Raw genomic sequence first — 24,140 nt, 5'->3', positions numbered from 1 at the left:
ATACTATTTTGGGAAGAACAGTTTTCGGTTTTTCCCGATATTCTTGCCTCTAGACCATGCCTTGTAGGCGCCCCAGAAGAGTTGGCTGGCCGCAAAAACCCAAAGCATCGGGCTGAGTTGGTCTAGGACGAGGGCGGCAGAGAGCATGAAGATGAACACTCCCTCATCGAATGCGAAAACTTTGCGCTGCTCCCTGAGAAACCACGTCCAGTTAGCGCGCAGGCCAAAACCCAAGCCCGCTGCTGTTTCCACCTGTTTCAAACGCGCCATATCCTTGGGATAATTTGGATCACGGGCCGTTTCGATCTCAAGGGCCACGTATTTGGCGTATCCGCGCAACCCGTAGAACGCGATGCCGATCATAGCGAGGAAGACGGGAACCACACTGGCTGTTTGAGCATACGCGGCGTAACCAGCGGCCCCGAACCAAAGGGTGACCTGCACCTGATCGGTCAGGCGGTCATAGTAACTGCCTTCGGGTGAGGAAACGCGGCGATACCGCGCCAGTTGTCCGTCCATACAATCAAGGATGTGACTGAGGTGGATCAGAACTGCCGCCGCGATGAAACATGCCGTGCCCCCAACAAGAATCCCGATGCTCGCCACCACAGCCACCAAGAATGAAGCCGCGGTAATCCGGTTCGGCGTGATCCATGACACATCTACGGCAGTATAATTGGCAAGGATGCCCAGCGGTGCCGTGACAAACGACGACCACCATTCATCGTCTTTGGTCTTGGTAGCCCAAAGCTGTGTCAGCTTACCTGTCATGATACTACCTTCGCTTGCAGGCGATCTGGTGTGGGCAGCCTGACCAAGGTTGCACCTTTTGAAGTCACAGGGGCGACAAGTTCAGCTGCCTCAGCCTGCAATGTCAGCAACACGTCTTTGAGGGCGGCAAGGAAAAATTGGATGTCGTAGTCAGACAGCTCACCGATATTACCGACCTGAAAGACCTTCCCTGCAAAGCACCCTTTACCTTCGTAGATGATGATCGATTTCTCCCGCAGCCGGTCGCGTAGATCGGCTACGGAAATCGATGGCGGCACCCGCACCGTAGTCAGGATCGAACACATGTCCGCCTCGTCGATCAAGAAGTCGAGGTTCAGCCTGCGCATGCCGATCCGCAGCAGATCCGCACGGGTCTTGATGCGCGCATAGCGTTTGACCACACCCTCCCGCAGGATATCTTTCAGCGCCTGATCCAGAGCAAAGAACAGCGGCACAGCGGGTGTGTTCGGTGTCTGGCTGTGGTTCTTCAAAAAGGCATAGAAGGTTGCGAGGTTCAGATAGGTTGTTTTTGCTGCATGGCGTTCAAGCCGTTTGAACTGTTTTTTGCGTCCAACCACGAACGACAGGCCAGGATAGGAGCCGATGGCCTTGGAACTGGAACTGGACACGAATGCGATATGACAGGCTTCCATGTCGATCACTTCTGCGCCAACTGAGCTGACACCATCGACCACAAACAAGGCTCCCGCCGATTTCGCCAAAGCGCCGATTTTCTTCAACGGATTCAACATACCCGAACAGGTCTCGTGATGGACCATCGCCACAACGTCTATCTTGTGGGTGGCCAGATACACGGCAATCTGGGCAGGATCGAACGGCGTACCCCAAGGCATCTCAATCAGATGTGTATGTTTGTTGTGGATACACGATGTCTTGTGCAGTCGCCCGCCAAATTCGCCATTCGACAGGATCAGGATCGCGCCTTTGCCAACCACAGAAGACAGGATCGCCTCGTTTGCTGCAGTGCCGGAACCGGTGATCACTACAGCACGATATCGCGCGCGGTTTCTGATCTGAAACAGCGAGAGCAGTTTATCTTCTATGCTCACCATAAGCGCATCAAAGTCTGGTTCGCGGTGGCAGATGTCTTCCTTACAGATGGCCGCGCGCAAGGTTTCGGCCACGTTCACAGGGCCCGGGGTGAAAAGCAGATACTTGTCTAACATTTGGTCATGCTCCAACCGCCACATGAACGGAGCCATGAGGCAGTCACGCCCATGATACGTCCGCGCCCGAGGGTCGGCCGGAGACATCGAGAGGGCACAAATCGAGTTCGAAAGCGCAGCACCTACGGGGGTGCTGTTGATAAATCGTCCGGAAATTGAACGTTTGCAGAAATAATTCGCAAAATAAGCAAAAGACACCTGATCTCGGCAATACGTGCGGATCAGGCGGGCCTCATGTGCTGTAAAACAGCCTCAGAACAGTAGTAGAGCAAAATCGAAGGTCGCAAGGGGTGGCCAACGCGCAACTTTATGGATGGCGTTGGGTTTTGACCGGAAACATCCAGCTGCAGTTTCAGACATCCTGATCTGCTACGATTGACCTTAGAAGAACGTATCGGCGCTTTGATAGAGCGCCTGAGGATCAAGCCGTATGGACAAACGGGTAAGATAGCAAGGAATAGATGCACTCTATCCGATGATATGAATACCGAGGACTTCCCCACTCCAAGGTTCCGCTTGACCAGAGACCTGCTGAAACCTACCCCATCTTATCCATGGATCACATCAGCCCCCTATTGCACCCGTCTGCCCGAATTGCTCCGTTGAGTGAACTCCTTGATCGCTACGATGGCCTGCTCTGTGACATATGGGGAGTGCTTCATAACGGGGATGCCGCGTTCAGCGATGCCGTCGATGCGTTGTGCAGGGCCCGTGCCTCTGGTCGGGTTGTGATTTTGATTACCAATGCGCCGCGCCTTTCCAAAGATATCTACCCTCAGTTGGCGCGGCTCGGCGTTCCGCGTGAATCGTTCGATAGTATTATTACATCTGGCGACGTCACCGCGCAGTTGATTGCGAAACAACCCGACGCGCCGTTGTTCCACTTTGGTCCGGAGCGGGATAGCTCCATTCTGGAGGGCCTGACGAACCCGATTGTCGATCATTCAGACGCCAAGCTATGCCTGCTGACCGGTCCGCTGGACGACATGATTGAAACTACTGATATATACCACGACCTTCTTGAGCAAATGCACGAAAACGCCGTCGAGATGATTTGCGCAAATCCCGATTTGGTTGTGCGAAGCGGCAACCGCATGGTGATCTGTGCAGGCTCTATCGCACAGCGTTATGGACATCTGGGTGGCAAAGTGAGCTTTGCAGGAAAGCCGGAACAGGCAATTTATGAAGAGGCGTTGAGAAGAGCAGCTTCTTTGACGGGTCGAGATATCCCAAAAAGCAGATTGCTGGCCATCGGTGATGGGTTGGCAACGGATATCAAAGGCGCTGCTGACAACGGGTTAGATGCCTATTTTATTGTAAGTGGCATTCATGCAAGTGAGTTTGACGAGCTGAATGCACAGGAGGCTGTAAACCGCATCAAGACCAAATTCCTTGGTCTCAATCTCGTCGGGGTCAGCGATCGGTTAAGCTGGAGCTGAACTTTTCTGAGTATGGGCGGTACCCGCAATCAAGCAGGTTTGAGGTGGTATTTCCTTTCAGCTGAAAAAATGCCCAACAGTCAGGATTGAACTGCGATGGGTCTGTTTAAAGCTACTCAATTTTTTGGAAGCTGCCGGTTTTTGTTTTGCCAATATCGTACGCAATTTCTCTCAGGCAAGAATACTATAAAAATAACCTCCATTTCCAAATGCGGCCATTGGCGCAAGTGTAGCGAAAGCTAGGTTTGTCCGCATTGTGGTCATCGAACCATTTAAATGCTGCGCACCTTTGGCAATGTCCGCTTCGGGGAAGCTGCACTGCGGCGTGGCGACCATTCGTCAATGGCTGGTTTGGGCCGTCCATGTCGGGGGTCATTTTATCAATTTCTCAAAACCGGACTTTGGCTGCGATGCAGAAAAGCGGTACTTTGGGCTCAAAGCTGGCGTTGTCGGGGACGATGGCAAGTTTTAGGTGATATGGCCGATGGCGGCCGCTCTTCGTGTGCAGAAATGCGGGTTTTGGTCGGCAACTCGATCTATGCTGTGATTTGCATGGAGTTCTGCGATGCCGAAAGACGCGGCTTTTGGATTTAGTTTTATACTGTTCACAGATTGCTGACCTTTAACGGCAGCGGTGCTTTGGCGCTGTGTCTCCAGTGCGCAAACCCCATGTTTACGGCGATGGATGAACCGATGGGTCGGGGTGGCAGAATCCGAGCCTTATTCTGATGTAAGGTACGGGTATCTAGTCATTATTGCTGACGAATTCGCTGCCATACGCGTTGGCTGTCGGGGCTGCGGAGTTGGATATGCGTTTGACGGGGTATTGAAACTGTATCCTGACTAAAATAGTCAGATTGACATATCTGACTAATTCAATCAGGTTTAGGTTCAAGTCAAGCCACCCCGAGTCGAACGAGGGGAAGCCCGACATGCTTTGAATGTAAGGACTTCCAAATGACGATTTCACGTGAGGCGCGCCCTGTCGCCATAGTTGACCCTTCCCCATCTCGCCTTCCTTGGTGGCAGCTGAAAGAACTGATCGACACCTCAGAGCTTCCTGCTGATGTGTCTGTTGAGTGGATGTTGGACCATGCCCGATCAAGCGATGGGGCGCGCCCATGAGCTTTCACACGCCGCCGCCCAAAAAGCTGCAAGCGCCCAACCTGCCTACATACGCAGCCAGCGATCTGACGGATGGTGGGGATCTGGCGCAGATCGTTTTGGACGGCCAGATTTACACCCTTCGCATAACGCGCGCCAAAAAACTGATCCTCACCAAATGAGCGCGCCTGCAAACAAGCGTGGTGGCGCACCGGTCGGGTTCATTACCGAACTGGACGGGATAGAGGCCGCAAGTGTCATTTATCTGCGTCTCTGGTCAGATGGTGCAGATGCACAAGCACAGGTGCGCGATGATTTTGTTACCGCTTTGGGGCATCATCGTGGTGAGCAGGCCGTTCAGTCGTTCGAGCAGATATGCAGTCTTTGCTCTGCCCATGGCCGCCGTCCTTTGATGCGCCATGCGCTACAATGCAAATGCCTTGGCGCGGACGAATCCTGTTTTGCCAATTTCATTGCGACGGCCTCTGAAGGCGCGCGCGAAGACGCCATGCTGATTGCCACATTGCTGGTCCGCGCAGACGTGGCACCGCTGCTTGCGTCCTGTGCATTTGATTTCGGCCTTGCCCTCAAACGGATGCGTCTAGGTGCGCCGCGTGACTATGCCGCCATCCATCCCCAGCCCACAATATTTCACTGAAGGAACTTTCCATGAAACGTCTCACTTTGCTGGCAACGGTTGCTGCCGCTTCTTTTGCGCTCCCTGCGTTTGCTGTCGAAAAGACCGATATGCTTGCGAATTATGCCAATATCGCTGCTGCGAAATATGGCGATAGCCTGATTACTGCGCAGCGTTTGAAAGCAGCTGTAGATGCGTTGGTCGCCAACCCTTCTGCAGAGAACCTCACGGCAGCGCGGCACGCATGGCTTGCCGCCCGTGTGCCATATCAGCAGACCGAGGTTTACCGCTTTGGCAATGCGATTGTTGATGACTGGGAGGGCAAAGTAAACGCATGGCCCTTGGATGAAGGGCTCATCGACTATGTGGATGCTTCTTATGGCGGCCCCTCAGACGAGAACGAGTTTGCGGCCCTGAACGTCGTGGCGAACACGACTTTCGATTTGTCCGGCAGCGACATTGATGCCTCGGCGATTACGCCTGATTTCCTGTCAGAGACACTGCACGAAGCGGACGGGGTGGAGGCAAATGTCGCTACTGGCTATCACGCGATTGAATTCCTGCTGTGGGGTCAGGACCTCAACGGCCATGGTGCAGGCGCGGGCAACCGACCCTGGACGGATTATGCGATGGCGGCGGACTGCACCAACGGCAATTGTGACCGCCGTGGCGCATACCTGATTGCTGCGACTGATCTGCTTGTGTCCGATCTGGAGTGGATGGCTGCACAATGGGCCGAAGGCGGCGCTGCGCGCACGGAACTGACGTTAGACACGGATGCAGGCCTTGCGGCGATCCTGACGGGCATGGGCTCGCTCTCCTATGGCGAGCAGGCGGGCGAGCGGATGCGCCTTGGCCTGATGCTCAATGATCCCGAAGAAGAACATGACTGCTTTTCGGACAATACGCACAACAGCCATTACTATGACGGGCTGGGCATCCAGAATGTCTATCTGGGTGAATATGTGCGGGTTGATGGCACGCTGGTGTCGGGCGCGTCTGTGTCGGATATGGTTGCAGCCGCCGACGCAGCCCTTGATGTCGAAATGCAAGGTAAGCTGAGTACCACTATGACGGCGCTCGGGCGGATCAAGACGGCAGCCGAGGCAGGGTTTGCCTATGATCAGATGCTAGAGCGCGGCAATGTAGCGGGTGAAGCTCTGATTATGGGCGGTGTGAATGGTTTGATCGACCAGACGCGCTCTATCGAGCGTGTTGTGACCACCCTTGGCCTTGATGGCATCGCGTTTGAGGGCTCAGACAGTCTCGATGATCCGAACGCTGTATTTCAGTAAAACATCACCCTGCCAGCAGAGCGCCAGCCAAACGGGTCCACCAAATGCAGGACAATAGACATGAAGAATAAACTACTTAAGACGGGGCTTTGCAGCATCGTTTTGGCTGGCGGTACATCTGTGGCAGCACAAGAAGCGCGCGTTACTTGGGAAGGCAGCGTGGAAGTCGGTGTGGACAGCACCCTGCGCGCCGATGATCCGACTGCCGAAGTTACGGACGCGTATATCTCGGCCGAGGCGGCCTTTGAGGCTGCCATTACTGATCGCATCACGGCGTTTGGGGGGCTGACGCTGGAATCTGTAACCGACGCCGGGGATGACCGCGCGTTTGAGGACATGGGGCTTTATATCAGCGAGCTTGGTCTGCGCTTTGGCTTTGGCGACACATTCGTTTCGGTCGGTAAAATCAGCCCCGTCTTTGCTGTCGCATGGGACGAAGCACCGGGGTTTTACGGCACTTCGCTGGCGGAAGACTATGAGCTGAGCGAGATGATCGGTGTGAGCATTGATACGCCTGTGGGCACAGGGGGAGGCACTCTGTCGGTCGCTATATTCTATGCGGATGATACGGCGCTGAGTAACAGCATTGGCCACAAGCGGGGACGCAACACCACCGCGGCTGGTGGTGTTGGAAACACAGGTGAATTGAATAATGTCGCCCTGCAATACTCACACGAATTTGGCGCGACGACCGCTTGGATTGGTGCGCGGCATTTGTCTGCGGGTCTTGGCGATACGTCCGACGAGACAGGCATCGTCGCGGGGGCATCGCGTGAATTTGCCAACGGGTTCAACATGATCGGCGAAGTCGCGCATTTTGATGGTGTCGGCGGTGCTGCGGGGGATGCCACCTATGCCACGCTGGGCGGTGCCTATGCGCTGGACGACTGGACATTTTCTGCATCCGCAACCGTGGTGGATGCCCCCGATACGACCGACAGCATGATCGCAGTGGGTGTGGACCGCACCATCACTGAAAATATCGAAGTCAATTTCGGCCTCGCGCGGTTTGATGTGGGCGGCGAAAAATCCACTTCGCTCGGCCTTGCTGCGGTGGTTTCATTCTAAGGAGAGCATGATGATTGTCTGTCACTGCCAGAACATTTCCGATCACGACATAGATGCCGCGATCAACTGGATGCGCGCAGCAGATGCGCAGACGATCATCACCCCCGGAAAACTCTACCGCGCACTTGGCAAGGCGGCCGATTGTGGCGGCTGTATGCCGCTGTTTTTGGCGACAATGCGCGGCAACACCAACATGGAAGTCCCCATGCAACTCCGCGAGCTACGATGCGGAATAACACAGGAAAACCCGAATGAACGGCGACAAGAAAGTAATTGAGTACCTCAACGATGCCCTGCGCAGTGAATTAACAGCTGTCAGTCAGTACTGGCTGCACTACCGCATGCAGGAGGATTGGGGCCTTGGCCACATGGCCAAAAAGTCACGTGAAGAAAGCATTGAGGAAATGGTGCATGCCGACAAGATCATCGCGCGCATTCTCTTTCTGGGCGGCCATCCCAACCTGCAAAAGCTTGATCCGCTGCGCATCGGCCAGACCCCGAAAGAGACGCTTGAATGTGATCTGGCGTCCGAGCATGGCGCGCGGGACCTTTATATGGCGGCGCGCAAGCACTGCGAAGAAGTCGGTGATTTTGTCACCAAAAACATCTTCGAGGCCCTGCTGACCGATGAGGAAGGTCACATCGACTTTCTTGAGACGCAGCTTGGTCTTGTGGCGAAACTTGGTGAAGAACAATATGCCCTTCTCAATGCATCAAAAATGGATGAAGCGGAGTAGTACCTTCGCGCTGGTAGCGGTTCTTGCAACCGCTGCCACGGCGCAAGATAACGCCCTGCGCCTTGGTGATCCGCACCTGAATGTAATCCCTCGCACTGCGGAGGAGGCGGCGCGTGTTGCGGCTGTGACCAGACCTGCGACGACCTTTGGCACGGCCCAGAAGTTCGAGCAGAACGCGGCTGGTGCTGCGACTGTACGTGCGCGCAGCGATGCTGATGCCTTTTCGCTACCGTCCGGCAACATCACCTTTGAGGATGAGTTGAATTTCAAAGTCGGCAACGGGCTGTTTCGCAAGCTCTGGGTGTCTTCGCCATCCTCCACACTTGCATCTGACGGGCTAGGGCCGCTTTACAATGCGCGTTCATGCCAGCGGTGCCATATCAAGGACGGTCGCGGCCACCCGCCAGAAAATGCCGCCGACAATTCGATTTCGATGTTCTTGCGTGTCTCTGTCCCCGGCACACAGGCGGACGCGATAGAGCAGATCGAAGGATATTTTGCGACGCGACCCGACCCGACGTATGGCACACAGCTTCAGGATTTTGCAGTGCAGGGGCACCCGTCGGAATACCGTTTGGACATTACATATAAAGAAGAAGTGATCACTTTGGCGGACGGGACCAGTGTTTCGCTCAGACACCCGACTTATAGGGCTGCCGACCTCGGCTATGGCCCTTTGCACAAAGACGCGATGCTGAGCCCGCGGATTGCACCGCAGATGATTGGTTTGGGGCTGTTGGAAGCGATATCCACCGCCGATATCCTTGCACATGCCGATCCGGAGGATGCGGACGGGGACGGCATTTCGGGCCGCCCTAACATCGTATGGTCGCAGGTCCACAACCAACCCATGCTGGGCCGTTTCGGCCTCAAAGCAGGTAACCCGACCATTCTGGAGCAATCCGCGAGCGCCTTTGCAGGCGATATCGGTATCTCCAATCCGATTTTTCAGGCGGGTGCAGGCGAATGCACAGACCTGCAAACCGACTGCATTGCAGCCGTCCACGGGGATGGTGATGACCGCGTCTTCGAGATTGATCAGGTTGGGCTCGATCTTGTCACGTTTTATAGCCGTAATCTTGGTGTCCCTGCGCGCAGAGGGGTGGATGACCCTGTGGTCCTGGCTGGCAAGCAGGTCTTCTACGAGACCGGCTGTACCTCGTGCCACACGCCGTCTTTCGTCACGCAGCGGTTGGCAGATCAGCCCGAGCAGAGTTTTCAGCTGATCTGGCCCTACACGGACATGCTGCTGCACGACATGGGGCCTGACCTTGCTGACAACCGCCCAGAGGCCCGCGCAACGGGCAGGGAATGGCGCACGCCGCCGCTCTGGGGCATCGGTCTGACGCAGCAGGTCAGCGGGCACAGCTATTTTCTGCACGACGGTCGTGCGCGATCCTTGTTGGAGGCCGTGCTATGGCACGGGGGTGAAGCGGCTGCGCAGCGCGACAGAGTTATCGCGCTGCCAACATCCGAGCGCGAGGCGCTGATTGCTTATCTGGAGAGCTTATGAAACGCTTTTTGCTCAGCGCTGCGCTTGCCCTTTTCGCGGGACCATCACACGCACAGACCCGGAACGAGATGATAACAGGCATCGTTGTCGATCACGTTCTGGCGGGGGCCGATACGCTTGCAGCGCAGACTGCAAAACTTGATGAAACGGCCCGATCCGATTGTGATCCGGCATCCCAGACCTTGCGGAGCCGTTATTCAGAAGCCTTTGACGCGTGGCTGGCTGTGAGCCATCTGCGCTTTGGCCCAACCGAGGTTGGTGACCGCGCGTTTGCACTGGCATTCTGGCCTGACAGTCGCGGGGCAACACCCCGTGCGCTTGCTTCGCTTATGTCTGCGCAAGACCCCGTTGCGCAGAACGCGGACGCTTATGCGCAGGTTTCTATTGCTGCGCGGGGGTTTTATGCGATGGAGCTTTTGCTGTTTGATGAGGCAACTACCTCTGGTGCCAGTCACGAATACCTCTGCACGCTTGTTCGGACTGTGGCTGCAGATATAGCCAACAACAGTGCTGCAATTGCGCAGGACTGGCAGACAGACTATGCAGCCGCACTGCTAGAGCCTGCGGTACAAGGTGTTTACCGGTCGGATGATGAAGTTCTGCAAGAGCTGTTCAAGGCACTGGCGACAGGTTTGCAATTCACGTCAGAGACACGCCTTGGCCGCCCTCTTGGCACATACGATCGCCCGCGGCCTGCACGTGCCGAAGCTTGGCGGTCTGGCCGTTCTGCGCGCAACGTCGCATTGAGCCTTGAGGCCCTGCGCGACCTTGCGCGGCATCTGTCAGCAAATGATGCTGACCTGAGCGCACGAATTGAGGGTCGTTTCAACAAAGCGGTCATCCAGCTCAATGATCTCAAAGACCCAATCTTTGCAGGTGTGTCAGCGCCGCAGACCCGCCTGAAAGTTGAAGTCTTGCAACAATCTGTGGACGCAATCCGCGCTTTGGTGACTGAAGAGCTTGGTCCCACGCTTGGGGTTGCTGCGGGTTTCAACGCGCTGGACGGTGATTGATGTGAAAATACGTGAAACGCATCGGCGCGGCTTTGTGGCGGGTTTGCTGGCGGTTGGTGTCGTCCCCGCCCCGACATGGGCCGATGCTGGAAAGCCTGCTTTCCTTTCGGCTGCTGCAAGACCTGACGGTTCCTACATGCTGTGCGGTCTTAGTGACGCGTTGGAGGTTTTGTTTCGGATACCATTGCCTGCGCGCGGGCATGCTGCTGCTGGACATCCTGTGCGCCCCGAAGCTGTCGCATTCGCGCGCAGGCCCGGGACATTTGCCATCGTTATTGATTGCGTTTCGGGGAAAGAAAAAGCACGTCTGAAGGCGCAACAAGGCCGCCATTTCTATGGTCATGGTGCATTCTCGTCGGGTGGGGACTGGCTGTTTACCACCGAGAACGACTTTGAAGGCGGGCGGGGCCGTATTGGCGTTTGGGATGTTCATGCAGGCTACACGCGTGTGGCCGAGTTCGACAGTGGCGGTATCGGGCCACATGACATCAAGCGGATGCCGAATTCGGATATACTGGTTGTTGCAAACGGGGGTATTGATACCCACCCTGATACGGGCCGAACCAAGCTCAACATTGCCACAATGCAATCAAACCTCTCGTATATCGAGGGTGGTGTTGTCGTCGAGGTGGCTGGATTGACGGCTGAGCATCAGAAAAGCTCAATGCGGCATCTGGCGATAAACAGCGCAGGCGAGGTGGCGATCGGGATGCAGTGGCAGGGTTATGGCACAGCGCCCGCGCTTGTTGCGCGCCATAAGCGAGGGCAAAAGATCGGCTTTGCCGCACTCTCGGCGGATATGCTGCGGGCGCTTGACGGATACATCGGTAGCATCGCCTACGCCCAAGACGGCGCCTCAATCGGTGTGACCTCCCCTCGGGGCAATATGGTCGACAGGTATGACACCGCGACACTGGCGCTGTCTTCCAGATCTACCATTCTCGATGTATGTGGAATTGCGCCAAGTGCGCAGGGGTTTGCCGTGACAACGGGGCAGGGCCGCCTTGGATTCTACAAAAGGACTGATCCAGTCCTGCAAAGGCCAGCAGGTCATGCTTGGGATAATCATCTGATTGTTGTGTAACTGGCCGCGTATTATTCGGGCAGTGAGAAGTGTAACCTTCGGCTGGCGTCGGGCTTGTGTGCATTGCCTCAAGTGTCCATTCCTTTTTGAGCGAAATGCTAAAGGTCTGTGCAGTGTCAGAGTCTACCAAGGGTAGGGAGGCGAGGGTGTTGTTACATATTTTCACCAGCCTTACTTTGCTGCATGGTTCAACAAGCGCACTGTGGGGGCGGTGTTGCAGGACACTGCTACAGCGCCGTTGACCTGTTTCAGGCGACCCAGCCCAAGGCCGCTTGTCCAAAAACTGCGGCAGGTGGCAATCGAGAGAAACGCCTATCGTGCGACGAACAGATCAGCAACCAGCAGGTAACGGATATGCTAAGACGAAGGGCTATGCGAAACCTCTTTGGATTGTCGCTGTTGCTGGGGGTTGGCGTTCTTCTGGCTGCCTGCAACGAGGACGACAGCAGGCCAGTCTCGAGCGTTCCAGCGGTTCCTGTTTCCACAATCCCGTCCCGCATAGCCATTACCGTTGACGATCTTCCGTATGTTACGTTTGGAGGGGCAAGCCCCGAGGACGGGTTGGAATATGCAAGGAACATTGTATCAGCTCTTAGAGAGCACAGGATTGTGGCGACCGGTTTTGTCATAGGACAGAACGTCAAACCCGAAACGCGGCCTGCGCTGCAAGCGTTTGCCGATGCTGGCCATACCATCGGAAACCACAGCTGGTCACACCCGGATTATGGAACCCTGACGCCTGATGCGTTCCTTGAAGAAACGCGCAAGACGGATGATGTGTTGGCCGAGTGGATTGACGGGCCAAAATATTACCGCTTTCCCTATCTGCGCCAAGGAGAAACTGCCGCCAAGAGAGCGGCTGCGACGCAAATCCTAAGCGGCCTTGGCTACCAGAACGTGCCTGTTACAATCGACAACGATGAATGGCAGTTTAATGCCGACTATACGAAGGCTGTCTCGGACGGTGACACGGAGGCTGCCGCGATCATCGCGCAGAATTACCTTGCCCACATGTACGAACGCACATCCTATTTCCAGACACTTGCCGTGGACGAACTGGGCGGGGATGTCGATCATATCCTGCTTGTTCATCTTAACCGGATCAATGCAGATCACTTGGCGACGCTGCTTGATTGGTACGAAGCGCAGGGTTGGACGTTTATCACAGTGCGCGATGCCTTGGCTCATCCGGTGTTTTCGCGCGCAGAGCTTTATGAAGGCCCTCGCGGCCTGTCACAGATCGAGAGAATTTTCGGTGGTCAACGTAGTCAGTAGACCAGACGCTATCTTTTAGAAATCCGCTACCTGCGTGAACAGCGGCATCAGTCTGAACGGGTTTTGAGGCGATATTTGCAGCGACGCATACCGCCCGTCGCTGATGCTAGTTACCGGCGCTTTCCATTTTGCGGTTGGCGATGACTTCCTCCAACCAGCCGAGGCGCATTTCCGGTACGGAGCTGAGCAGCAGATCGGTGTAATCGTCGAAGGGAGGGGACAAGACCTGCGATTTGGGGCCGTAGCGGACGACTTCGCCCTGAAACATCACGGCGATGCTGTCGGCGATGGCTTTTACAGTGGCCAGATCGTGGGTGATGAAGAGGTATGCCACGTCCTCGACCTTTTGCAGGCGCAACAGCAGTTTGAGGATGCCGTCGGCGACCAGCGGATCAAGCGCGGATGTTACCTCGTCGCAGATGATGAGCTTGGGTTTGGCGGCCAGTGCGCGGGCGATGCATACGCGTTGTTTTTGCCCGCCCGACAGCTCGGCCGGATAACGGTCCTGAAACCCTTCGCCCAATTCGATTTCGTCCAGCAGCTGCTGGATGCGTTCTTGTTTGGCTTTGCCTTTGAGGCCGAAGTAGAACTCAAGCGGGCGGCCGATGATGGTGCCGACGGTCTGGCGCGGGTTCATGGCCGTGTCGGCCATCTGGTAGATCATCTGCAACTCGCGCAGATCATCCACGGGCCGCGTGGCCAGATCGGGGGTGAGTGTGCGGCCATCAAAGGTAATTTGCCCCGCGCTGGGCGGCAGCAGGCCTGTGATCACGCGCGCCAGCGTTGATTTGCCTGATCCGCTTTCGCCCACTACAGCAAGGGTCTGGCCTGCGTGGATATCGACGTTGATGTTCTTGAGCACGTCGAATGTCGTGCCGCTGTAGCGCGCGGTGACGCCTTCGACCTTGAGGATCGGATCGTCGGTCGGCGCTTTTTCAACGTGTTTGATCGAGCGGACAGAGACAAGCGCCTGCGTATATTCCTCACGCGGGGCGTTGATGATCTGATCGGTGGTGCCGTATTCGACCATGGCACCCTGTTGCAGCACCATGATGTGGTCGCTGACCTGCGCCACAACCGCCAGATCGTGTGTGATATAGAGGGCGGCAACGCCTGTGTCGCGGATCGCATCCTTGATCGCCTTGAGAACGTCGATCTGGGTGGTGACATCGAGGGCTGTCGTCGGCTCGTCAAAGACCACAAGATCAGGCTGCGGGCAGAGTGCAAGGGCGGTCATGCACCGCTGGAGCTGGCCACCCGACACTTGGTGTGGATAGCGTGAGCCGATGTTTTCGGGATCGGGCAGGCCGAGTTTGTCAAACAGGGCAACGGCGCGGTCTTCGGCGTCTTTCTTGGAGAACTTGCCTTGGCCGACTGCTGCCTCAATCACTTGTTCCATGATCCGTTTGGCAGGGTTGAAAGAGGCCGCAGCGGACTGCGAGACGTAAGTGACTTCGGCACCGCGCAGGCGGCGCTTGTCCGACATGCCCGATTGCAGCACGTCGCGCCCGTTGACCCAGACCTCGCCGCCCGTAAGCTCGACCCCGCCGCGCCCGTAGGCCATGGCGGCCAGACCGATGGTGGACTTACCCGCGCCGGATTCCCCGATGAGGCCGAGGACCTTACCCGCCTCCAGATCAAAATCGACACCATGCACGATTTCGATGTCGCGTGATTTCTCTCCGGGGGGATAGATCGTCGCGCCGATTTTCAGGCCGCGTACTTTTAGCAGTGGCTCGCTCATCCGCGGCCCCCTTTCAGCGATGTGGTGCGGCTGAGAACCCAATCGGCCACGAGGTTAATCGAGATGCACAGGGCTGCGATGGCGTAGGCGGGGTAAAGGGCCGCCTGAATACCATAGTTGATGCCTTCCTTGTTCTCTTTCACGATGCCGCCCCAGTCGGCCTGTGGTGGCTGAACGCCAAGGCCGAGGAATGACAGGGTGGAAACAAAGAGCACCATGAAGATGAAACGCAGGCCCATCTCGGCCACCAGCGGCGACAGGGCGTTGGGCAGCGTTTCGCGGAAGATGATCCAGCCGATTTTCTCGCCGCGCAGACGTGCGGCTTCGACGTAATCCATGACGGTGATATCAACGGCCACCGCACGGGCGAGGCGGAAGACGCGGGTGCTGTCCAAAAGCCCCATCAAAACGATCAGGGTAAGGATGGTTGTGGGCAGGACCGACAGGACCACCAGCGCAAAGATAAGCGACGGGATGGACATGATAAGGTCGATGAAGCGGCTGAGCGCCTGATCGATCCAGCCGCCTGATACGGCGGCGAAGAAGCCAAGAACCGCGCCCGTGGTAAAGCTGAGGATGGTTGCGGCTGTCGCAATAAAGATCGTCGTGCGCCCACCCCATATCATACGGCTGAGCAGGTCGCGCCCGATGCTGTCGGTGCCGAGCAGGAATTCGTCCGAGGAAGGCTCCCAAACGTCGCCGACAACTTCGGCCATGCCATAGGGGGCGATCCATGGGGCGAAGATGGCGCAGAAGAAGAATACGCCAGTGAATACTAGCCCAATCAGGGCGGCGGGGGGGATGCGGATCATTTAGATGTGCTCCGTTTGAGGGGCGGAGTGTGTGGGGCGGTAAACGCTGCGAGGCGCCTCCCGGCGCTTTTGCCCAGCAACACCGCTGGGCCGCGCGAAACGAGTTTCTTCGGAGAAAAACTCATTTTGGATGCCTCAGGCGGGGGTTGGTGACGATGGAGACGATATCGGCTACAAGGTTCAAACCGATGTAGACCGCGGCAAAGATCAGACCGCAGGCCTGCACCACCGGCACATCGCGTTTGCTGACGTGATCCACCAGATATTGGCCCATGCCGGGGTAGGCAAAGACCACCTCGACAACCACAACACCGACGACCAGATAGGCCATGTTGATCATCACTACATTAACGATAGGGGCGACAGCGTTCGGAAAGGCGTGTTTGCGGATCACGGTGAGCATGCGCAGGCCCTTAAGCTCGGCTGTCTCGATGTAGGCGGATTGCATCACATTGAGGATTGCTGCGCGCGTCATGCGCATCATGTGTGCCAACACAACGAGCGTCAGGACCATGACGGGGATGGCGATGGCGTTCAGCTTTTCGCCGAGGCTCATGGAGTCGTTCATGATGGCGACGGACGGAAACCAGCGTGTTTTGATCGCCAGCCAGTACACAAGGATATAGCCGATCATGAATTCGGGGATGGAGATGGTGGTGAGCGTGACCGCCGAGATCAGCTTGTCGGGCCAGCGGTCTTTGTAGCGCACGGCCAGCAGGCCAAGGAAAATCGCCAACGGGACCGAAATGACGGCCGCCCAGAAGGCAAGGAACATGGTATTCTTGAGGCGTCCGCCGATGCTTTCGGCGATGTCGCGGCCATTGGTCAGCGCGGTGCCTAGATCGCCCTGCATAATGCCACCCAGCCATTGGAAATAGCGGGTGAGGGGCGGGTCGTTCAGGCCCAGCTCGGCACGCAGGTTGGCGAGGTTTTCCGGTGTAGCACCTTGCCCGAGAATTTGTTGCGCCACATCACCCGGCAGCATGGTCGTGCCAGCAAAGATCAGGATGGACGCGGCGAAGAGCAGTAGGATGCCCAGCGTTAAACGCTGGGCAACCAGTTTGATAATGGGATGCACGGGCTTATGCCGTCTTCCACGTGTATTTGAACGTCTTCCAGTACATCTGCGGGCCGCTCGGGTTGCCCACATAGCCTTGAACGTCATTGGAGATCGCATCGACGAAGTCGTTGAACATCGGAAGGATAACGCCGCCCTCTTCGTTCAGCATCTTGCTCATTGCGGCGTAGATTTCTTTACGCTTTGCATCGTCCAGCTCGGCGCGTGCTTCCATCAGCATGGCGTCAAATTCGTCACGCTTCCAGCGGGTGTCGTTCCAGTCGGCGGTGGACAGATATGCTGTTGCAAACATCTGGTCCTGCACCGGACGGCCACCCCAATAGGACGCACAGAAGGGCTGTACGTTCCAGACTTCGGACCAATAGCCATCGTTTGGCTCACGCTTGATTTCCAGCGGGATGCCTGCCGCTTGGGCGGACTGCTGGAACAAGGCTGCGGCATCGACCGCACCGGGGAAGGCACCATCTGCGACGCGCAGAACGATGGGGCTGCCATCATGGCCGGACTTTTTGTAGTGCTCGGCGGCTTTCTCAAGCGAGAATTCGCGCTGTGGCAGGCTGTCGTCAAACAACGGGTAGGCCGCGTTGATCGGTGTGTCGTTGCCGACGCCGCCGTAACCCTGAAGGATCTTGTCGACCATTTCCTGACGGTTGATCGCGTATTTCAGTGCCAGACGCAGATCGTTGTTATCCAGCGGTGCTGTGTCGACGTGTGCGATGAACACATAGTGGCCACGGCCCGATACGTTTTTGACCGAGAGCGTTGGTGCGCGGTCCAGCAGCTTGGCGATCTTGGGTTCAACGCGGTTGATCGCGTCGACCTGACCCGACTGCAACGCGGCAGTACGGGCTGTGGCGTCGTTCAGGACGATCAGCTCGACCTTGTCATAGTGGGCCACTTCTTCTTGTGAGCCACCCCAATAGTCGGCGCGACGTACCGCCGTGGCACGCACGCCAGGCTCGTAGTCTTCCATGGTGTAGGCGCCGGTGCCGATTGCTGCTGTTGGATCGTCAAAGCCGCCACCGGGCTGGATGATGAGGTGATAGTCGGCCATCAGGAACGGAAGGTCGGCGTTGCCTGTCTCCAGCTCGCAGATGAAGTTGTCGCCATCCACGGACATCGCCTTGATGCCTTTCATGATGCCGAGCGCGCCTGATTTGGAATCTTCGTTGGAGTGACGCTCCATCGTTTTCATAACGTCTTCGGCTGTGACCTGTGCGCCATCCGAGAAGGTGCAGCCCTGACGGACCTTGAACGTCCAGACGGAGGCATCGGCAGAGCCTTCCCAGCTTTCTGCAACAAGACCGCGCAGTGTGCCGTCATTGGCCAGCTCGACCAGTGGTTCGCCCCAGAAGAAACCTGTGGCGAGCGGCGCATCGGAGGCCCAGCTTGCAGGGTCTTGGGTGTTTGTGCTTTCGCCGCCCGAGACGCCCATGCGGAATGTGCCGCCGGCAACTGGTTTGGCGTGGCCGTCCGCTTGTGCTGCGTTGGCAAGCATCGAGTTGGCAACAGCGGCGGTCACGCCGAGGGCTGCCGCGCGGGCAACAAACTCACGGCGGGTCATCAGACCCTCGGTGACGGCTGTGCTCAGCTGTTTGAGTTGATCGTTCATAGTGTCGTTCTCCCAGTTGGAATCGCACGTCTTTTGCGTGCGCTCTTTTATGTTGGTGCGTAAGGGTTACGCATTTGGGGGCATCCCGCAAGGGGTAATGCCCCAGAGGCGAAACAGCGTGATTACAAGTTGTCCCGTGCGATTTCGTCATTGCGATCGCGTGTATAAACGAGCGTGTCGTTCTCCCACGCCTCGATTTTCGCGCTCAGGTAGAAGGTATCGGCGTCGGACCACATACTGCATTCTGTGCGTGTGCGCAGCTGGATATCGCCGCGCTGCATCTCGTCTTCCCACAGGCAGTGACCGCGTGCCGAGAGCGGATCATCGGGGTGGATATCCCACCGTTCGCGCGCGCAAGATCCCGATATCAAGCCATGCTCGGCATCCTGCTGCTTGCCGAAATCATCCTCGATCACGAGGCTGTGTATGCCGGTGACCATGTCGGTTTCTTGACGGCGGATGTGGTTTTCGGGACGCAGGGTATGTGTTTGCCACGGATCTGCGGCATCTGGCGGCAGAAATGATGTCTCGTCCCCGCCTTTTGTCGGGCGTTGCGGAATTGCGATGCTGCCGCTGGTCAGCGTGAGCGTTGTTGCCTGTGGCGCGGGCCAGATCAGGGGCCAATAGGATGAAGAGAGTGAGATACGGATGCTGTGGCCTGCCGGTACACGGTAGGCGATATGATCCAGATCAAGCGTGATCTGTTCGGGCTGGTCCGGTGTCATGGGGTGAGGCGCCGCTGCGCCGCCACGGTGCGACAGGTTCAGCACGCCATAGGTGATCCGCGTGGCGGCGCCGTCGGGGTGGATATGATTGAGGCGTACAGCAATCTGGCCTTGTGGTTTGTCGCACGATAGCGCCAGCGTCAGGCGCGGCGCACCAACAATATCCATATCCGCATCCAGCGGAGCAGAGGTGAATGTGCTGGATAGTGCATCATCGCCGCGCTGATCCCCGGGCATTTCAGGCCCTAGCCAGATCGCACAGTACTCACCCGCTGCCGCCCCGCAATGAGCGGGAGAGGCGACATGGGCATTTATCGTCTGGGGCGCGTCGATGAGTGTGCCGTTCGCGCCGAGATTCAGGGTTTGTACGGGGAGGTGGCTGGTGGCGCCTGTGGCTTCGGCAATCCAGCGGCCATCGCGCCGCGTGTACCATGCGGCGGGGCGCACGCCGTCCATCAGATAGGCGCGGTAATCAGGATCTTCTGTAACGCCTGTGTCGATGTCTTTTAGCCAGTGATCCCACCAGCGCAGCGCCTCTTGCAGAAAGCCGATGCGCGGTTCGGGCACGGCGAAATGGGGGTATTTGTGTACCCACGGCCCAACGATGCCTTTGGCCCCGTCCAGCGCCTCGACCAGTTGCGGCACGGCATTCTTGTAGGCGTCGCCCCAGCCACCAACCGCCAGCACTTTGGCTTTGATTTTCGAATAGTCTTCGCTGACGGAGCCGTGCTGCCAATAGGCATCGCGGCGTTGGTGACGCAGCCATGTGGAGGGCAGGAACGGCTCGTTCTCCAACCGCTCCAGCCACATCTCGCGCCAGTTTTCACGCAGGGCGGGGTCGGGCGCGCGCGACGAATAGCTCCACATCGTTGCCCCCCAGCCGAGGTTTTCGTTCAAAAGGCAGCCGCCCTTGTAGTGAATATCGTCGGCAAAACGGTCTACAGTAGAGCAGAGTGTAATGATTGCCTTAAGCGCATCGGGAGCGAGGGCAGCAACCTGAAGCGAATTGAACCCGCCCCAACTGATGCCCATCATACCGACACGGCCATTGCACCACGGCTGTTTTGCGGCCCATTGGATCACCTCGACCGCGTCCGAGAGTTCTTGCGCGGTATATTCGTCTTCCATCAGCCCTTCGCTATCACCGTTGCCGCGCATGTCGACCCGCGCACAGGCATACCCCCGGGCGGCGAAATAGGGATGGGTCAGCGCATCGCGCGCACAGGTGCCATTGCGTTTGCGGTAGGGGAGAAACTCAAGGATGAGCGGCACTGGATCGCTCTGCGCATCTTCGGGGTGCCACAGGCGGGCGGACAGACGTACACCGTCGGAGAGCGTTATGGTGTGGTCGGGGTCTTCGATCAGCGGGCGCAGCGCGTTATTTTTATCATTCATTCGCTTAAGGTGCAGTTGGTTAGGGGGGATGTCAACGCGCCTGCACAGGTGCGCGATAAGCTATTGATCGGACTCTCAGATTGACCTGACGGGTTCCATGGTAATGCTGGGCATATCATGTGTGTGTTTGTGCCACAGAGCGCAGATATATGTATTTACGGGGAATCTTTCGCAAATTAACACTAGATTTTAGCAAATCGGGGCAATAGTGTGCAGGAATAACGGTGAAATCACGGCACGCTTGAACGGGCCGGGTAGCAGCAAAACAAAAAATTATGAACCAAGTGACCTGCAAAAGTAGGCGCTTTCGAGGTAGAGTGGTAGAACTATGAAGGCGATTGATTTCGTCGTCCGCGGAAGTGCGGGCGGTATGCAGCGTGGCAAGGTGTCACCTGACGTACAAAACCAAGTGATTGTTGCTGGCGCAGGTCAGGAGATATCGATCAACGCGCGGCAGTCGGACTTTGCGAGCCAAGTGCGCGCAGGGGATCAGCTGGTGATCACGTTGGCAGATGGTCGTACGATCACCATCGACAACTTCTTTAATGACAGCGGTGCAGCAAACCGCCTGTTCGTCTCGGCGGATGGCTACCTGAACGAGGTCAGCTTTGTCGACGCGGGTCAGGGTAATCTGTATGCACAGTACGGACCAACTGCCGAGTGGGGCAAATGGAGCCCTTCCGACGATCTGATCTTTCTTGGCAATTCGGAAGTCGCTGGTGTGCCGCTGGCGCAGGGTGGCGACGATGTGTCCATGTTGGGTGCGGCCCTGTTGGGTGGTGGTAGCCTGCTGGGAACCGGCGGCGCGATTGCTGCTGGTTTGGGCGGCGCTGCGATTATCGGCGCGGCAGGCGGCGGCGGCGATGATGGCCCCGCAGCCCCGTTTGTAAACGATAGCGACGCCAACGTCACAATCGGCGGTGACGGCGAAGAGAGGATCCTGACCATCACAGGCGGCGGTGAGCCGGGTGATAGCGTAACAGTGACTGTTGGTGACAAGAGTGTTGACACGGTCATTGATGATGATGGCAAATTCGTAGCTGTTTTCGATGGCGACAATTTCCCTGACGACGGTGTCTACGACTCGGATGTCACGGTAACGGACCCCGACGGGAACGATACTGATCTGGACGGTCCTTCGTTTGAGATCGATACAACAGCGCCAGAGATTACCTTTACCGAAGGTACTGAATCGGTTGGTGATTTCTTCAACGCTTCGAGCTTTTCGGATGGTGTTACACTGTCTGGTACGGGCGAGGCGGGTGCAACGCTTGACGTGACAATTGCGGGCATCACCCAGACAACTGTCGTGTCCGAGACCGGCACATGGACTGTTTCCTGGCCCGCAGGCGCATTGGACGCTGGCGAGTACACAACAGGCATCACAGCTGTCACAACAGACAGCTTTGGCAACACACGCAGCTATTCCGAAACACTGGTCGTAGACACAGTCACATCCGTGACCGTGGAAACGGCAACAGTGGGCGGTGACGGCACCATCAACGGTGTCGAGCATGCGGACGGCGTTACGTTCACCGGTACTGCGCAGGCAAACTCGTCTGTTGAGGTGACAATCGGTGGTGTGACACAGACCGTGACCGCAACAAGCAGCGGCACATGGAGCACGACATTCTCTTCCACCGATCTGGCGGAGGGCGAATACACGGGCACTGTTTCGGTTGTTGCAACTGACACATATGGCAACACAGCTACGACATCGGGCACTTTCGAGGTCGACACACTTGTGCGCGACTTCTCGATCACGTCCAGCACCGGTGGTGCAGATGGTGTGATCAACGCCGAAGAAGCAGGCCAGGCGCTGACTGTATCGGGTATGACCGAGCCAGGCTCTTCCGTTGTGGTTGAGCTGGGTGGTGCGACGGCGACAGCTGTTGTTTCGGCAAATGGCAGCTGGACAGCAACATTCGCTGCGGGCAGCGTTGCGGCTGGTACATACACTGCGACAATGACAGCGACTGCCACGGACGCCGCTGGCAACGTGGATACTGCTTCGACTTCCGTTCAGGTTGATACGGAAGCTGGTGTTTTGACCATCGATAGCACGCCTGTCGAGACTGATGACATCGTGAACGAGGTTGAAGCCAGCGATGGTGTGACCCTGACAGGTACAGCAGATGCAGGCGCTGTGGTCACTGTGACCATGGAAGGTGTCAGCAAGAATGTTGTCGCTGACAACGCAGGCAAATGGTCGGCATTCTACTCGGCTGGTGATGTGGCTGCAGGCGTCTATACTGCTGAAATCACAGCAACAACGACAGATGCCTATGGCAATAGCCGTTCTGCTACAGACAGTGTCGAAGTGGACACTCGCGTGGACAACCTCAGCGTTGTTGCGGATACGATTGCAACTGACAACATCATCAGCGCCAGCGAATATGGTGGCAATGTTACTGTGACAGGCACCACGGAAGTAGGCTCTACTTCTGTTATGGTAAGGATGGGCGGTGTAACCGTGCCTGCGTCAATCGATGCGGCGGGTAACTGGAGCGCCGTATTCAGCGCGAATGTTCTGGCCGAAGGCACCTACACAGCCGATGTTGATGTTGTGGCAACGGATGCTGCGGGCAACACCAAAGACGCAAGTGCTACTGTGGATGTTGATACCGAAGTTGTGCCACTGACCATGACCAGCAATTCTGCGGGTGCCGATCAGGTTGTGAACGCAGCCGAAGCGGCGGCGGGCATTGATCTGGGTGGTTCGGTCGAGGCGGGATCGACTGTCGAAGTCACATTCGACGGCAAAACCTACACTGCGGACGTCGATGCGGCGGGTAACTGGTCGGTCACTGTGCCTGCGGGCGATGTGCGCGGCGGTGCTTATGCGGCCAACATCTCGGTTGAGGCGACAGACCATGTGGGCAACGTGGCCGTGATCGAGGACACGCTGTCCATCGACACAGCGGCACCGGACGGGCCTGTCATTGCATCCTTCACCCGCGCGGGTGACGGTATTCGTGGCATCTCGATCGAGACTGTTATGGAAAACGGATCACCGACCTCCGATGCGCAGACTGTTGTGCAGGTTCAGACCGATGGTTCCATCGCAGAAGTAGCGGGCCAGCAGGGGTTCAACTCTCTGCGCGGCGAGACGGATTTCGTGTTCAACGAAAACGTGCCGAACGGTTCGCAGCTGATTGTGAATGCAACGGATGATGCGGGCAACACATCGGGCACTTATCTGGTGCTGGACGATGAGGCGGCCACCAACTCGGTTGATCTGACCAACATGAACCTTGGCGACTACCAGATCGAAAACCTCGATCTTGATTTTGCCGAAGCGGCCAGTGTTGTGATTGACGAGGCCAGCCTGCTGGCACTGTCGACCGAGACCAATACGCTGACCATCCACGGCTCGTCCGAGGATCAGGTCACTATTCAGGGTGGCGTGGCGCAAGGTACACAAGACGTCGATGGCCAGACATACAATGTTTATGCTGTTGGCGCCGAGGGTACGCTGCTGGTCGATCAGGAAATTCCTGTCACCATCTAATGCGTGCCTGAGCAAAGATAACGGGATGCGGCGGGGCCAAACCACCGCCGCACCCGACACATGACAAATAATAATAAAAATATAACAATATCGGCACGTTAAGGGCAGGATATGGGGCAGTGTAGGCTAAAGACAGCAGC

20 protein-coding genes are annotated in these 24,140 nt (G+C 57.0%); 13 read left to right on the top strand and 7 right to left on the bottom strand.

What is annotated here, in order from left to right; genetic code table 11:
- Positions 1 to 3: 3 nt before the first annotated feature.
- The gene (locus tag Q0903_RS02005; protein WP_299412396.1) at positions 4 to 771 is read right to left on the bottom strand and encodes a CDP-alcohol phosphatidyltransferase family protein; all 768 of its coding nucleotides are present in this window, start codon (positions 769 to 771) and stop codon (positions 4 to 6) included.
- Complete coding sequence (locus tag Q0903_RS02000; protein ID WP_299412394.1) at positions 768 to 1,958, bottom strand: alanine--glyoxylate aminotransferase family protein; 1,191 nt, start codon at positions 1,956 to 1,958, stop codon at positions 768 to 770. The genes Q0903_RS02005 and Q0903_RS02000 overlap by 4 nt, the downstream gene beginning before the upstream one ends.
- A gap of 554 nt (positions 1,959 to 2,512) precedes the next feature.
- On the opposite strand from Q0903_RS02000, the gene Q0903_RS01995 reads away from it, so the two are divergent.
- The 12 genes from Q0903_RS01995 to Q0903_RS01940 all read left to right on the top strand — a co-directional run bounded on the left by Q0903_RS01995 (position 2,513) and on the right by Q0903_RS01940 (position 13,123).
- Positions 2,513 to 3,397: a TIGR01459 family HAD-type hydrolase gene (locus Q0903_RS01995; RefSeq protein WP_299412393.1), complete on the top strand. Its 885-nt coding sequence runs from the start codon at positions 2,513 to 2,515 to the stop codon at positions 3,395 to 3,397.
- A gap of 957 nt (positions 3,398 to 4,354) precedes the next feature.
- Positions 4,355 to 4,522 carry a hypothetical protein gene (locus Q0903_RS01990; protein ID WP_299412390.1) on the top strand — a complete coding sequence of 56 codons (168 nt, stop codon included), beginning with the start codon at positions 4,355 to 4,357 and terminating at the stop codon, positions 4,520 to 4,522.
- Positions 4,519 to 4,683: a hemin uptake protein HemP gene (locus tag Q0903_RS01985; RefSeq protein WP_299412388.1), complete on the top strand. Its 165-nt coding sequence runs from the start codon at positions 4,519 to 4,521 to the stop codon at positions 4,681 to 4,683. Before Q0903_RS01990 ends, Q0903_RS01985 begins: the two co-directional genes overlap by 4 nt.
- Positions 4,680 to 5,159 carry a hypothetical protein gene (locus Q0903_RS01980; protein WP_299412385.1) on the top strand — a complete coding sequence of 160 codons (480 nt, stop codon included), beginning with the start codon at positions 4,680 to 4,682 and terminating at the stop codon, positions 5,157 to 5,159. Before Q0903_RS01985 ends, Q0903_RS01980 begins: the two co-directional genes overlap by 4 nt.
- 11 nt (positions 5,160 to 5,170) lie before the next feature.
- Positions 5,171 to 6,433: an imelysin family protein gene (locus Q0903_RS01975; protein ID WP_299412383.1), complete on the top strand. Its 1,263-nt coding sequence runs from the start codon at positions 5,171 to 5,173 to the stop codon at positions 6,431 to 6,433.
- Positions 6,434 to 6,493: 60 nt separating this feature from the next.
- Entirely contained in the window at positions 6,494 to 7,501 is a 1,008-nt protein-coding gene (locus Q0903_RS01970) for a porin (RefSeq protein WP_299412380.1), read from the top strand.
- 10 nt (positions 7,502 to 7,511) lie between these two features.
- A complete protein-coding gene (locus Q0903_RS01965) occupies positions 7,512 to 7,778 on the top strand; it encodes a (2Fe-2S)-binding protein (RefSeq protein WP_299412378.1) in 267 nt (88 codons plus the stop codon).
- The gene (bfr, locus tag Q0903_RS01960) at positions 7,753 to 8,238 is read left to right on the top strand and encodes a bacterioferritin (RefSeq protein ID WP_299024580.1); all 486 of its coding nucleotides are present in this window, start codon (positions 7,753 to 7,755) and stop codon (positions 8,236 to 8,238) included. The genes Q0903_RS01965 and bfr overlap by 26 nt, the downstream gene beginning before the upstream one ends.
- Positions 8,225 to 9,751 carry a di-heme oxidoredictase family protein gene (locus tag Q0903_RS01955; protein WP_299412374.1) on the top strand — a complete coding sequence of 509 codons (1,527 nt, stop codon included), beginning with the start codon at positions 8,225 to 8,227 and terminating at the stop codon, positions 9,749 to 9,751. The genes bfr and Q0903_RS01955 overlap by 14 nt, the downstream gene beginning before the upstream one ends.
- Positions 9,748 to 10,764, top strand: a complete 1,017-nt coding sequence (locus Q0903_RS01950; RefSeq protein ID WP_299412372.1) for an imelysin family protein — start codon at positions 9,748 to 9,750, stop codon at positions 10,762 to 10,764. The genes Q0903_RS01955 and Q0903_RS01950 overlap by 4 nt, the downstream gene beginning before the upstream one ends.
- 1 nt (position 10,765) lies before the next feature.
- Positions 10,766 to 11,848, top strand: coding sequence for a DUF1513 domain-containing protein (locus Q0903_RS01945; protein ID WP_366141468.1), 1,083 nt, complete (start codon positions 10,766 to 10,768; stop codon positions 11,846 to 11,848).
- 372 nt (positions 11,849 to 12,220) lie between these two features.
- A complete protein-coding gene (locus Q0903_RS01940) occupies positions 12,221 to 13,123 on the top strand; it encodes a polysaccharide deacetylase family protein (RefSeq protein ID WP_299412370.1) in 903 nt (300 codons plus the stop codon).
- 106 nt (positions 13,124 to 13,229) lie between these two features.
- On the opposite strand, the gene Q0903_RS01935 is transcribed toward Q0903_RS01940, so the two are convergent.
- The 5 genes from Q0903_RS01935 to Q0903_RS01915 all read right to left on the bottom strand — a co-directional run bounded on the left by Q0903_RS01935 (position 13,230) and on the right by Q0903_RS01915 (position 20,489).
- Complete coding sequence (locus tag Q0903_RS01935) at positions 13,230 to 14,867, bottom strand: ABC transporter ATP-binding protein (RefSeq protein ID WP_299024573.1); 1,638 nt, start codon at positions 14,865 to 14,867, stop codon at positions 13,230 to 13,232.
- The gene (locus Q0903_RS01930) at positions 14,864 to 15,679 is read right to left on the bottom strand and encodes an ABC transporter permease (protein ID WP_299024571.1); all 816 of its coding nucleotides are present in this window, start codon (positions 15,677 to 15,679) and stop codon (positions 14,864 to 14,866) included. The genes Q0903_RS01935 and Q0903_RS01930 overlap by 4 nt, the downstream gene beginning before the upstream one ends.
- Before the next feature lie 121 nt (positions 15,680 to 15,800).
- Positions 15,801 to 16,757, bottom strand: coding sequence for an ABC transporter permease (locus Q0903_RS01925; protein WP_299024569.1), 957 nt, complete (start codon positions 16,755 to 16,757; stop codon positions 15,801 to 15,803).
- Positions 16,758 to 16,761: 4 nt separating this feature from the next.
- A complete protein-coding gene (locus Q0903_RS01920; RefSeq protein ID WP_299412367.1) occupies positions 16,762 to 18,369 on the bottom strand; it encodes an ABC transporter substrate-binding protein in 1,608 nt (535 codons plus the stop codon).
- Between the two features lie 122 nt (positions 18,370 to 18,491).
- Positions 18,492 to 20,489, bottom strand: a complete 1,998-nt coding sequence (locus Q0903_RS01915) for a CocE/NonD family hydrolase (protein WP_299412364.1) — start codon at positions 20,487 to 20,489, stop codon at positions 18,492 to 18,494.
- Positions 20,490 to 20,817: 328 nt separating this feature from the next.
- On the opposite strand from Q0903_RS01915, the gene Q0903_RS01910 reads away from it, so the two are divergent.
- On the top strand, positions 20,818 to 24,000 hold the full coding sequence (locus tag Q0903_RS01910) for an Ig-like domain-containing protein (RefSeq protein ID WP_299412361.1): 3,183 nt from the start codon (positions 20,818 to 20,820) through the stop codon (positions 23,998 to 24,000).
- The last annotated feature ends 140 nt before the right edge of the window (positions 24,001 to 24,140 follow it).

Source organism: uncultured Sulfitobacter sp., from assembly GCF_947502895.1.
Classification (GTDB): Bacteria; Pseudomonadota; Alphaproteobacteria; order Rhodobacterales; family Rhodobacteraceae; genus Sulfitobacter.
This window is presented reverse-complemented; position numbering and strand designations above follow the sequence as displayed.

Bases quoted from the DNA above. Each gene is read 5' to 3' on its own strand.
- Q0903_RS01955 (WP_299412374.1), top strand. From the start codon at position 8,225: ATGAAGCGGAGTAGTACCTTCGCGCTGGTAGCGGTTCTTGCAACCGCT.
- Q0903_RS01910 (WP_299412361.1), top strand. From the start codon at position 20,818: ATGAAGGCGATTGATTTCGTCGTCCGCGGAAGTGCGGGCGGTATGCAG.
- Q0903_RS01930 (WP_299024571.1), bottom strand. From the start codon at position 15,679: ATGATCCGCATCCCCCCCGCCGCCCTGATTGGGCTAGTATTCACTGGC.
- Q0903_RS02000 (WP_299412394.1), bottom strand. From the start codon at position 1,958: ATGTTAGACAAGTATCTGCTTTTCACCCCGGGCCCTGTGAACGTGGCC.
- Q0903_RS01980 (WP_299412385.1), top strand. From the start codon at position 4,680: ATGAGCGCGCCTGCAAACAAGCGTGGTGGCGCACCGGTCGGGTTCATT.
- Q0903_RS01940 (WP_299412370.1), top strand. From the start codon at position 12,221: ATGCGAAACCTCTTTGGATTGTCGCTGTTGCTGGGGGTTGGCGTTCTT.
- Q0903_RS02005 (WP_299412396.1), bottom strand. From the start codon at position 771: ATGACAGGTAAGCTGACACAGCTTTGGGCTACCAAGACCAAAGACGAT.
- bfr (WP_299024580.1), top strand. From the start codon at position 7,753: ATGAACGGCGACAAGAAAGTAATTGAGTACCTCAACGATGCCCTGCGC.
- Q0903_RS01915 (WP_299412364.1), bottom strand. From the start codon at position 20,489: ATGAATGATAAAAATAACGCGCTGCGCCCGCTGATCGAAGACCCCGAC.
- Q0903_RS01995 (WP_299412393.1), top strand. From the start codon at position 2,513: ATGGATCACATCAGCCCCCTATTGCACCCGTCTGCCCGAATTGCTCCG.
- Q0903_RS01975 (WP_299412383.1), top strand. From the start codon at position 5,171: ATGAAACGTCTCACTTTGCTGGCAACGGTTGCTGCCGCTTCTTTTGCG.
- Q0903_RS01920 (WP_299412367.1), bottom strand. From the start codon at position 18,369: ATGAACGATCAACTCAAACAGCTGAGCACAGCCGTCACCGAGGGTCTG.
- Q0903_RS01985 (WP_299412388.1), top strand. From the start codon at position 4,519: ATGAGCTTTCACACGCCGCCGCCCAAAAAGCTGCAAGCGCCCAACCTG.
- Q0903_RS01965 (WP_299412378.1), top strand. From the start codon at position 7,512: ATGATTGTCTGTCACTGCCAGAACATTTCCGATCACGACATAGATGCC.
- Q0903_RS01990 (WP_299412390.1), top strand. From the start codon at position 4,355: ATGACGATTTCACGTGAGGCGCGCCCTGTCGCCATAGTTGACCCTTCC.
- Q0903_RS01935 (WP_299024573.1), bottom strand. From the start codon at position 14,867: ATGAGCGAGCCACTGCTAAAAGTACGCGGCCTGAAAATCGGCGCGACG.
- Q0903_RS01970 (WP_299412380.1), top strand. From the start codon at position 6,494: ATGAAGAATAAACTACTTAAGACGGGGCTTTGCAGCATCGTTTTGGCT.
- Q0903_RS01950 (WP_299412372.1), top strand. From the start codon at position 9,748: ATGAAACGCTTTTTGCTCAGCGCTGCGCTTGCCCTTTTCGCGGGACCA.